Origin of the sequence: Pseudoalteromonas sp. ECSMB14103 (assembly GCF_000813065.1) — a bacterium.
GTDB lineage: Bacteria > Pseudomonadota > Gammaproteobacteria > Enterobacterales > Alteromonadaceae > Pseudoalteromonas > Pseudoalteromonas marina.
Window position 1 is genome coordinate 119,848 of sequence record NZ_JWGY01000002.1, and the last position, 10,626, is coordinate 130,473.

The 10,626-nt window shown below is 40.2% G+C and carries 8 protein-coding genes; 4 read left to right on the forward strand and 4 right to left on the reverse strand.

The features are described 5' to 3' along the window. Positions 1 to 145: 145 nt before the first annotated feature. The 3 genes from edd to gap are packed head-to-tail and all read left to right on the forward strand — an operon-like array spanning position 146 to position 3,664. Entirely contained in the window at positions 146 to 1,996 is a 1,851-nt protein-coding gene (edd, locus tag RF53_RS05585) for a phosphogluconate dehydratase (protein WP_039036878.1), read from the forward strand. A 33-nt stretch (positions 1,997 to 2,029) separates the two neighbouring features. Next, positions 2,030 to 2,650 carry a bifunctional 4-hydroxy-2-oxoglutarate aldolase/2-dehydro-3-deoxy-phosphogluconate aldolase gene (gene eda / locus RF53_RS05590; RefSeq protein ID WP_039036879.1) on the forward strand — a complete coding sequence of 207 codons (621 nt, stop codon included), beginning with the start codon at positions 2,030 to 2,032 and terminating at the stop codon, positions 2,648 to 2,650. 9 nt (positions 2,651 to 2,659) lie between these two features. Further along, positions 2,660 to 3,664 (forward strand): type I glyceraldehyde-3-phosphate dehydrogenase, encoded by a 1,005-nt coding sequence (gap, locus tag RF53_RS05595; protein WP_039036880.1) that lies wholly within the window; start codon positions 2,660 to 2,662, stop codon positions 3,662 to 3,664. A gap of 66 nt (positions 3,665 to 3,730) precedes the next feature. Here the strand turns inward: gap and RF53_RS05600 are convergent, their stop codons facing one another. From RF53_RS05600 to RF53_RS05615, 4 genes are all read right to left on the reverse strand, one after another. Beyond that, positions 3,731 to 5,062 (reverse strand): leucine-rich repeat domain-containing protein, encoded by a 1,332-nt coding sequence (locus tag RF53_RS05600; protein ID WP_082014422.1) that lies wholly within the window; start codon positions 5,060 to 5,062, stop codon positions 3,731 to 3,733. A gap of 33 nt (positions 5,063 to 5,095) precedes the next feature. Then, a complete protein-coding gene (locus RF53_RS05605) occupies positions 5,096 to 5,809 on the reverse strand; it encodes a YebC/PmpR family DNA-binding transcriptional regulator (protein ID WP_006794578.1) in 714 nt (237 codons plus the stop codon). Between the two features lie 188 nt (positions 5,810 to 5,997). Beyond that, a complete protein-coding gene (locus RF53_RS05610; protein ID WP_039036881.1) occupies positions 5,998 to 8,076 on the reverse strand; it encodes a M13 family metallopeptidase in 2,079 nt (692 codons plus the stop codon). 170 nt (positions 8,077 to 8,246) lie between these two features. Further along, positions 8,247 to 10,025, reverse strand: a complete 1,779-nt coding sequence (locus tag RF53_RS05615) for an ABCB family ABC transporter ATP-binding protein/permease (RefSeq protein ID WP_052242863.1) — start codon at positions 10,023 to 10,025, stop codon at positions 8,247 to 8,249. A gap of 94 nt (positions 10,026 to 10,119) precedes the next feature. Here RF53_RS05615 and RF53_RS05620 point away from each other — a divergent pair, with 94 nt between their 5' ends. Then, complete coding sequence (locus RF53_RS05620) at positions 10,120 to 10,581, forward strand: hypothetical protein (protein ID WP_039036882.1); 462 nt, start codon at positions 10,120 to 10,122, stop codon at positions 10,579 to 10,581. Positions 10,582 to 10,626 lie beyond the last annotated feature (45 nt).

Here is a 10,626-nt window from a genome sequence, read left to right on the forward strand (position 1 = left end):
GACACCGGTGTCAGGTTTGTTGTGAGAGGCTCCCTGATATCGTACCTTTGAACGGGTCAATCAAAGATGCTCAGTACAGTTATTTACGTGGAGTCTGTAATTGCTACTGAGCCTTTATCCTCTAACTAATAGAGATGAGTTAATTATGTTACATCCTCGAATTCAAGAAGTTACCCAACGCGTTATTGAACGCAGTAAACAAACCCGTCAAGATTATTTAGATCGTATTTCGCATGCAAAAAAACAAACAAGAGTTCGTGCGGGATTAGGTTGTGGCAACATTGCCCACGTAATGGCAGCTTGTAGCAGCGACGATAAAGCGCGCTTAAAAGCAGATGAAGTGCCAAACTTAGCTATTATCAATTCATACAACGACATGCTATCTGCGCATGTACCTTACAAAGATTACCCAGACGTAATCAAAAGCATTGCAACTAAGTTTGACGCAACCGCTCAGGTAGCGGGTGGCGTTCCTGCAATGTGTGATGGTGTTACGCAAGGGCGTGACGGCATGGAATTATCGCTTTTTTCTCGTGATGTGATTGCAATGTCTACCGCTGTTTCACTTTCACATGATGTGTTTGATGGCGTTTTTTGTTTAGGCGTGTGTGACAAAATTGTCCCAGGTTTATTAATTGGCGCATTATCATTTGGCCATTTACCTGTGTTCTTTTTACCTGCGGGTCCAATGCAGTCGGGTATCCCAAATAAAGAAAAAGCACGTATTCGCCAAAAGTTTGCACAAGGCCTAGTTAGCCGCGAAGATTTATTAGAAGCTGAAAGTGCATCTTACCACAGCGCGGGTACTTGTACGTTTTACGGTACTGCAAACTCTAACCAAATGTTAATGGAAATAATGGGCTTACACCTTCCTGGTAGCTCGTTTATTAACCCGTATACAGAGCTTCGTGATGGATTAACGGGTAATGCTGTAGAAACCATGCTTAAGCAGCTTACAGATGATAAAGAAAGCCCATGTTTAGCAGAGGTAATTAGCGAAAAAACCATTATTAATGGTTTAGTAGGCTTGTTATCTACAGGTGGTTCTACTAACCATGCCATTCATATCGTTGCAATTGCTAAGGCTGCTGGTATCCAAGTTACGTGGAAAGACATGTCTGATTTATCAGAAGTTGTTCCACTTCTTACACGCATTTACCCTAACGGCTCTGCGGATGTAAATCATTTCCAAGCAGCCGGCGGCATGGGCTTCTTAATGCGCGAACTTGCAAGCGCAGGCTACTTACACACAGACGTTAAAACAATGCTTGGCGATGGTCTTGCGCCATACATGACAGAGCCGCGTTTAGATAAAGACGAAAGCCTGATCATGAGCGATTCAAATGGTCCAAGCAAAGTGAAATGGGTTGATTGCCCTGCTAATTCACTTGATGAAGAAGTGCTTCGTCCTGTAAGTAATCCATTTAGCAAACAGGGTGGCTTGCAACTGCTTACTGGTAATTTAGGTAAAGCGGTTATTAAAGTGTCTGCTGTAGCTGAGGAGCATCAAGTCGTTACTGCACCTGCTAAAGTTTTCAACTCGCAAGGAGCATTACAAGACGCGTATACCCGCGGCGAGTTAAACCAAGACTTTATAGCTGTACTTAAAGAGCAGGGCCCTAAAGCGAAAGGCATGCCAGAGCTTCATAAATTAACGCCAGTAATGGCAACCCTTCAAGACCAAGGTTTTAAAGTTGCTATTGTAACTGACGGTCGTATGTCGGGTGCATCAGGTAAAGTACCTGCTGCAATTCACCTAGCACCAGAAGCCGTCGAAGGTGGCATAATTGCAAAAATTCAAGAAGGCGACTTAGTTACTTTAGATGCCCCTAACGGAATTTTAAAAGTACATGTTAGCGACGACGAGCTTGCAAAACGTGAGCTTGAAATTAGCCAGCCAAGCTTAACATTTGGTACGGGACGTGAGTTATTTACTGGATTTAGAAATATCGTAAGCAGTGCCGATTTAGGCGCGAGTGCTTTTGGACTTGAATAATAATTAGCCGTACTGGGTAATGAGGAACAAGTAATGAGTATTGAAAAAATCTTAGCATCGGCACCCGTTGTGCCAGTGGTTGTAATCGAAAAATTAGAAGATGCTGCACCACTTGCTAGAGCGTTATACAACGGTGGCTTAAAAGCACTTGAAATTACACTGCGTACGCCAATTGCAGCAGAAGCTGTAAAGTTGATGAAAGCTGAAGTGCCAGAAGCTTTTGTTGGTACGGGAACTGTAGTTGATAAAGCAAGCTTTGAAGCCTCAGTGGCTGCAGGTGCAGATTTCATGGTTAGCCCAGGTATTAGTACTGAGTTATTAGCACTTGCAAAAGAGTCAGACATTCCATTTTTACCTGGTGCTGCAACTGCGAGCGAAGTAATGCAGTTAGCAAGCCATGGTTTTAAGTATTTAAAATTCTTCCCTGCTGAAGCTGCAGGCGGAACGGCAATGCTTAAGTCTATAGGCGGACCATTACCACATATTACTTTTTGCCCAACAGGTGGCATTAGCCTAGCAACTGCACCTAACTATTTAGCACTTAACAATGTTATTTGTGTTGGTGGTACATGGATGCTAGACAAACAACTAATTGAAAATAAAGACTGGCAAGCCATTGAAGCGCTTGCTCGCCAAGCAAGTGAACTTAAATAGGAGTCTCAAATGATTAATGTAGCAATTAACGGTTATGGTCGTATCGGTCGCAATGTATTACGTGCGCTTTATGAGTCAGCACAAAACAGTGAAATTAAAATTGTAGCAATTAACGATTTAGCACCGGCTAATGTAAATGCACATTTAACACAGTTTGACTCAGTTCATGGTCAATTTTCTAAAAAAGTAACACTTGCAGATAACACCATGCTGATTGGTGATGACGTAATTACACTTACTCAAGAGCGTGACCCTGCAAACCTACCGTGGAAAGAGCTAAACGTAGATATCGTTTTAGAATGTACGGGCTTTTTCACTAAGCGTGAAGACGCGGCTAAGCACATTACAGCTGGCGCTAAAAAAGTTATTGTATCTGCTCCTGGTAAAGATTTAGATGCAACAGTAGTTCACGGCGTTAACAGCGATGTAATTAATGCTGATAGCAACATTATCTCTAACGCATCTTGTACGACTAACTGTTTAGCACCTATTGCAAAAGCAATTAACGACACAGTAGGTATTGAGCAAGGTAGCATGACTACAATTCATGCTTACACAAACGATCAAAACTTATCTGACGTTTACCACCCAGATCTATACCGTGCGCGTAGTGCAACACAATCTATGATCCCAACTAAAACAGGTGCTGCTGCAGCTGTTGGCTTAGTACTTCCAGAGCTTGCGGGTAAATTAGACGGTATGTCGGTACGTGTACCTACTATTAATGTTTCTTTAGTTGATTTTACGTTTATTACTAAGCGCGAAACAACTGCTGAAGAAATTAACGAAGTAATGAAAGCCGCAGCAACAGGTTCAATGAAAGAAATTTTAGAGTACAACGAGCTTCCGCTTGTTTCTATTGATTTTAATCACAACCCTGCGTCATCAATTTTTGATGCAACGCAAACTAAAGCTGATGGCAAACTAGTTAAAGTAATGGCTTGGTACGATAACGAGTGGGGTTTCTCAAACCGCATGTTAGACCAAGTTAAAGCATTAGGTCAGTACTTATAATTGACCCTGTAAAAGTTTAGCTTTATCCAACCAAGCCTGCATTATGCAGGCTTTTTTTTGCTTAATTTATACCAATTCGTTTAATAAGGTGCTTAATGCTTTAAAGCTAGGGCGCGATGCAATAACGCTGTTGGTAGAACGCGTTGCTATATCGGACATTTTACCAAACAATTCGTCTTGCTTAACTGCTGCGCTAACAGTACTTAGTAAATCCTCTATTAAACAACCAAAAGCGCGGACTTCTATTAATTGTATTTGCTGTTGTTGATAATTACTGAGCATAGCTAAATTTGTTGATGCTCCAAAATCGCCAAATAAAACGTCATTGTGTTCATTTATCATGGTGTTATGGGCGTAAATATCGCCGTGGCTTACCTTATTCGTATGAAGGTGAGTAAGCGTATTTGCCATTTGTTTTGCTATTTTATAAACAGCTTCAATAGAGTAGTTGCAACCGTCATTAAACGTATCGCGTGTACATGTTTCTAAACTTGGTGGTAAGCCTAAATTAGTATAATTGGTATCTATTAACTCCATTACCAAGCCAAGTTTTTCACTTTGCTCTATGTAGCTTAATACCTTTATTAAGTTTGCATGATTAGCAGCTTGTAGGCAGCAATTCACCTCATCAAGTGGGTAACCATCGCTGGTGATCGCGCCTTTAAAAAGTTTCACTGCAACATTATTATGTTCTGTTTTTGCAAGATGAATAACACCCGATGCGCCTTGGCCTATTACTTTTTTAAGCTGAAATTTTTCAAGTGGGGTATTTTTCAACGTACTTTTAGTTAAACACTGCGCTTTATTAAAGTCGTTACCTGCAAAAGCAAGCCAAGCAAGTTTTGGTAATTCTAGTAGCCAATCATCGAGTTTTATTAGGCTGTTTGCAGAGAGCCTTACAAGCTCTAAGCTAGTGCAATTAGCCATACTTACCGGTAAATTTTTAAGGTTATTACCCGCAAGTGCAAGCTTTTTAAGCTGGGTGTAATTACCAAAGTCGTCAGGTAATTCGTGTAAGTTGTTATCGGTGAGGATAAGCCACTCAATATTTTTTGGCAGGCTGTTTGGTGCAAACTCCGATATTTGGTTTCCTTTAAACGCAACCATAATTAAAGCAGGGCATTTAGCCAATACTGAGGGTATATGTTTAAATTGATTAAACGACAAAAACACACGCTTAAGGCGATGCAAACAAGCAAACTCGTCTGGTAAATCACTTAAATTATTATTAGAAAGATCAAGTACTTCAAGTGTATCGGCAAGCTTAAAAATGTCTGTTGGAAACTCAGATAGTTGCTCAACCAGCTGTAAGTGCTTTGCACCGGCTAACTTACCAGCCTTTAGCTCTGAAAGGGTATTCATTAATTTATAAAGCCCTGTAAATAAAAAAGCCAACATGGCTGTTGGCTTTAATTAACATGTAGATGAAGTTTAGAATTGCGCGTTATGGTAAACGTTTTGTACGTCGTCACAATCTTCTAGCATAGCTAAAAAGCGCTCCATTACTTCAACATCTTCACCTTCAATTGGCGCTTCTACTTGTGGTACAAACGCAATTAAGTCTTCGTCAAATTCAGAAATGCCCATTTCTTCTAATGCAGTACGTGTGTTGTTGTATTCAGTATGAGGTGCGAATACGGTTACTTTACCGCTGTCTACTTCTACATCGGTTACATCAACGTCAGCCATCATAAGCGCTTCAAGAACAGCTTCATCATCGTCGCCATCAAAAACAAAAATAGCTAAGTGATCAAATAAATGTGACACCGAATTTTGTGCGCCAATTTTAGCATTTGCTTTTGTAAAACAAACGCGTACGTCTGCAAATGTACGTTTGTTGTTATCGGTTAAACAGTCAACAATAATCATACAGTTACCAGGGCCGTAACCTTCGTAACGTGTTGCTGCGTAGTCTTCACCGCCGCCGCCTTTTGCTTTTTCAATTGCGCGTTCAATTACGTGTGCTGGTACTTGGTCTTTTTTTGCACGTTCAATTAAACGGCGTAATGATAGATTACCATCTGTATCTACACCGCCATTTTTAGCACAAATATAAATTTCTTTACCGTACTTAGAGTAAACTTTAGTTTTAGCACCCGCAGTTTTAGCCATTGAATCTTTTTTGTTTTGGTAAGCTCTTCCCATCTGCGTTTCGCCTTAATTTTATAAATAACTGAAAAATAATAGACCGTATTCTAAAGGTAAATGGCATTAAGGGCTAGTACGGAATGGGGAACATTAATAGTAAAAAAGTTAAAATAGCCATTTGCATAAAATAAAACAGCCCGCTGTTGCGGGCTGTTTAGTATTTGTTTACATACGTATTAGTATAATTACCAAATACGAACGCGTTCTTCTTCTGGTAAATACAAGGCATCACCAGGTTTAACGTCAAATGCTTTGTACCAAGCATCGTGGTTACGTGGTGCTTGTGCTCTAAAGCGACCTGGTGCATGCGTACCACCGCGTAGTTGATTTAACATACTTTGCTCAGTACGTTTTTCTTTCCATACTTGTGCCCAAGCTAAAAAGAAACGTTGATCGCCGGTTACACCGTCAATGACAGGCGCTTCTTTACCATTTAGGCTTAGTTTGTACGCGTGGTAAGCCATGGCTAAACCACCCACATCACCAATATTTTCGCCTAGGCTATTACGCCCATTTACAAAGTTACCTTCAATAGGTTCGTATTTACTGTACTGTGCGGCAAGTTGGTCTGCTTTTGCATCAAATGCAGCACGGTCTTCGTCTGTCCACCAGTTACGTTGAATACCGTTAGCATCAGATTTTGAACCCTGATCATCAAATCCATGGCCCATTTCGTGGCCAATTACAGCACCAATGCCCCCGTAGTTAACCGCTGGATCGGCATTTGGATCAAAAAACGGAGGTTGCAATATAGCGGCTGGAAACACAATTTCGTTAAACGAGCTATTGTAGTATGCATTTACACGTTGTGGTGTCATGCCCCAACGGTTACGGTCAGTTTTTTGTAGTTCTTTTTCTACGCTTTCAGCGCGGAAAAATTCACGCATGTTTTTAACGTTACCTACTAAATCGTTTTGGCTAATAGTTAAACCATCGTAAGACTGCCATACATCTGGGTAACCAATTTTTGGAACAAATGCTGCTAACTTCGCACGTGCGTTTACCTTAGTTTCAGCGCCCATCCAATCAAGATTATCAATTCGCTCACCTAATGCTGAACGCAGGTTTTCAACCAGTTCAGACATTTGTTGTTTAGATGATTCAGGAAAGTATTGCTCAACGTAAATTTTACCAATAGCAAAGCCTAGCGAGCTTGTGCCCGACATTGTGTTAATTGCACGTTTCCAGCGAGGGCGTGGTTCTTGCTGGCCGTTTAGTTCTTTGCCATAAAATGCAAAACGTGTATTAAAAATATCTTCAGAAAGTAAACCTGCATTACCGCTAATTGCATGGTAGGTTAAGTAGTCTTTCCAAACCGCTAAATCCTCATTATTGATAAGCTCAATCATGGCTTTAACCGGTTCAGGCTGAGATACATTAAGTTGAGGTACTTTGTATCCCGTTTGCTCAAAATATACATCCCAGTTAAAACCAGGGTATGTAGAGGCTAAATCTTCACGCTTAATTTGATTTAACGACAGGTCGCGATTACGTCGTTTTTCACGCGGCCAATGGCCTTGTGCTATTTTAGTTTCAAGCTCTAGTATGGCTTTTGCGCGTTCTGTTGTGTTATCAACATTGGCAAATTTTAGCATGTCGGCAATATGAGCCACGTAAGCTTCACGGGTTTTAACAAAACGCTCAGCATCTTCTAAATAGTAAGAACGGTCTGGTAAACCTAAGCCACCAGCGCCTAACGACATTTCGTATTTATTTGGGTCTAAACGGTTAAACCACATACCACCACCAATAGGAGTACGAAGGCCCGATAACCACGATTGCCCAAATACATAGGCTAAGTCGTCGGTAGATTCCATATTACTAATTTGATTTAACAGCGGTTGAATAGGTTTAACACCAAGTTCATTAAGTGTGTCGGTATCCATGTACGAATTATAAAAATCAGCAACCAATTGCTCTTCATCGTTTAGTTCTTTACGTGCTGCAATGTCTTCAATAATTTTTTTAACACGGTCTTCACTACGTTCTGCTAAAGCCGAAAACGCACCATAACGCGTTTTGTCTGCTGGCATATTGTAGTTGTCGTACCACGTGCCACTGGCGTACATGAAAAAGTCATCACCAGGTTTAACGGCTTCGTTACGCGCTGATAAATCAACACCAAAGCTACCTAATTCAGCTTTATTGCTAACAACTGTATTTTCTGTGCTTGCAGTTTGAACTTGACTGCTTGTAGTTTGTGGCTCTGAACAGCCTGTTATAAAAGTGGCAGCTAAAGCCGCTGCAATTAAACTCTTTTTCATCGTTTATCCCCCTGGATAATGAATTTGTTAATTTTTGTTATAAAAATATCATTTTGATTGTTATGTATAAAAGACAGGTACACAATTATTTTGAGGTGAATCACAGCCTGACCCGATAAAACCAATAAACAACGTAAGCAACAAGCTCCCAACATAAATTAATAAACAGGTTAATCTTGTTGTTGTAATGCCCACATATGTGCATATTCACCGCCCAAGGCCAGCAATTCGTTATGTTGCCCTTGTTCGACAATTTGGCCTGACTTAAGCACAATAATAGTGTGGGCATCAGTAATGGTTGATAACCTATGGGCAATCACAATACTGGTGTGCTCGCTGGCTACTTCATGCATTGCCTTTAATATTGCTTGCTCAGCCTGAGAGTCGAGAGCCGACGTTGCCTCGTCAAATATTAAAATTGGGGATTGTTTTAAAATTGCACGTGCTATTGCAATACGCTGTTTTTCGCCGCCTGATACTTTTAGACCTCGTTCACCCACTCGCGTTTTATCGCCATCAGCTAACGTAGTAATGAAATCTTTTAAATGCGCCATTTCAATGGCTTTATCAATATCACTATCGCTTGCAGAAGGGCGACCATAGGCAATGTTTTCACGAATTGTTGTGTTAAATAAAACGGTATCTTGAGGAACAATAGCAATAGCTTTACGAAGGCTATCAAGCGTGACCGAGTTAATAGCTTGGTTATCAATAGTAATGCTGCCCGATGTTACATCATAAAAACGATAGAGCAGGCGCGCTAGTGAACTTTTGCCAGCACCACTTGCGCCCACAATAGCTACCTTGCTACCTGCTTTCACTTTAAAGCTAATATTATTTAGAATAGGGCGGTTAGCGTTGTAGCTAAAACTCACATTATTAAAGGCAATTTCCCCATTTTTAACATTAAGGGTATTTGCATTTGGAGCATTAGTGACTTGTGGTTTTTTATTGAGTAAGCCCAGCATGTTTTCTAAATCGGTAAGAGCACGGCGGATTTCACGGTAAACAAATCCTAAAAAGTTAAGCGGTAAAAATAATTGGATCATATACGCGTTTATCATTACTAATTCACCAATACTTAGTGACCCTGTTACTACCTCGCTTGAACCTAACCACATTAACGCGGTGATGGCACTAGCAATAATTAATGCTTGCCCTGAATTAAGCGCAAGCAAAGACATCCTATTTTTTAAACGCGCGGTTTCCCAATTAGCTAAAAATGAGTCATATGTTTTGGCTTCAAACTGCTCATTATTAAAATATTTGACAGTTTCATAATTAAGTAAGCTGTCTATTGCGCGTGTGTTACTGAGGTTATCAGCTGCGTTTGATTCACGAATAAAACGATTACGCCACTGTGTCACCGTGACTGTAAAAAATATATATACACCAACAGCAAGAAGTGTAATTAACGCAAACCAAATAGAAAATAGCGACCCAAAAATAATAGCAACGGTGAGAATTTCAAAAAGGGTAGGCACAATGTTAAACATTAAAAAGCGCATTAAAAAGCTGAGTCCACTGGTACCACGTTCTATGTCACGGCTTATACCACCAGTTTGCCTGTCTAAGTGAAATGCAAGTTCAAGCGAGTGTAAATGCTTAAATACTTTTAGGCCAATATTGCGCATGGAATGTTCGGTTACCCGTGAAAAAACAGCGTCTCTTACTTCACCTAAAAACACACTAGCGAAACGCAAACCGCCGTACATTATTAATAATAGAGCGGGAATGACCAACACTGGGTTTATTGATTTATCAACCGAGTCGATAATTTCTTTTAACGCCCAAGGCATTAAAAGCGTGGCGCCTTTAGCACCAATAAGCGCTAAAAGCGCAATAAATACGCGCCCTTTAAACTTTGTAATGTAAGGCCACAACGTTTTAACGCTTTGTTTTAAATTCATGGCGTCTGCACGTTTTTCAACGTTTTGTCTGGAGCGCATTATTTTTCTCGATTAAATACTTAATTGTTAAGCATTGTATTTTAAATAGTTGCCCTAATATACTAGGCATCTCTTATTTTAGTTTGATTTAAGTATGTTTAAATTTCGTGTTTTTATAACTGCTTTTTTGCTACTAGCTGCACTGTTTAGTGTGCAGAGCAATGCTGTGCAGGTATCACAAAATTTGAATCCAGCTGTCAGTTCGCACATTTTATTTACAGATGCTATTGATATAACTAATACAAAGCCTACTAAAAAGTTTGCAGACGCACCTGCGCATAAAAAAACACAACACACCGATTTTGACTCACATCAGCCAAGGCTTACAGCAAGTAATGCGTCACTTTTTTTGCACACAGTTCAAAGTGAGCCCGAATACGATGTTATTTTTGAGTTTTTTGCACAGCATCTTGTTAGGCAAATATTTTTACGCCCTCAAGCAGTAAACGTTATTCAGCCTTGGTATACGTTTGTGCACAGTAGTAAAAAGTCCCGTTTAAGTGGCTGGAAAGACGCTAATTTACTTTATACCGCCGTAAGTACCTACCACGCTTAATTTTCTTATTTAATTTTTATTAGGTTTTAACGTTTTACGTTTAAG

Excerpts from the sequence above, each read along its gene's own strand:
- RF53_RS05610 (WP_039036881.1), bottom strand. The coding sequence starts at position 8,076 with ATGAAAAAGAGTTTAATTGCAGCGGCTTTAGCTGCCACTTTTATAACA.
- RF53_RS05600 (WP_082014422.1), bottom strand. The coding sequence starts at position 5,062 with ATGTTGGCTTTTTTATTTACAGGGCTTTATAAATTAATGAATACCCTT.
- RF53_RS05615 (WP_052242863.1), bottom strand. The coding sequence starts at position 10,025 with ATGCGCTCCAGACAAAACGTTGAAAAACGTGCAGACGCCATGAATTTA.
- edd (WP_039036878.1), top strand. The coding sequence starts at position 146 with ATGTTACATCCTCGAATTCAAGAAGTTACCCAACGCGTTATTGAACGC.
- gap (WP_039036880.1), top strand. The coding sequence starts at position 2,660 with ATGATTAATGTAGCAATTAACGGTTATGGTCGTATCGGTCGCAATGTA.
- RF53_RS05620 (WP_039036882.1), top strand. The coding sequence starts at position 10,120 with ATGTTTAAATTTCGTGTTTTTATAACTGCTTTTTTGCTACTAGCTGCA.
- RF53_RS05605 (WP_006794578.1), bottom strand. The coding sequence starts at position 5,809 with ATGGGAAGAGCTTACCAAAACAAAAAAGATTCAATGGCTAAAACTGCG.
- eda (WP_039036879.1), top strand. The coding sequence starts at position 2,030 with ATGAGTATTGAAAAAATCTTAGCATCGGCACCCGTTGTGCCAGTGGTT.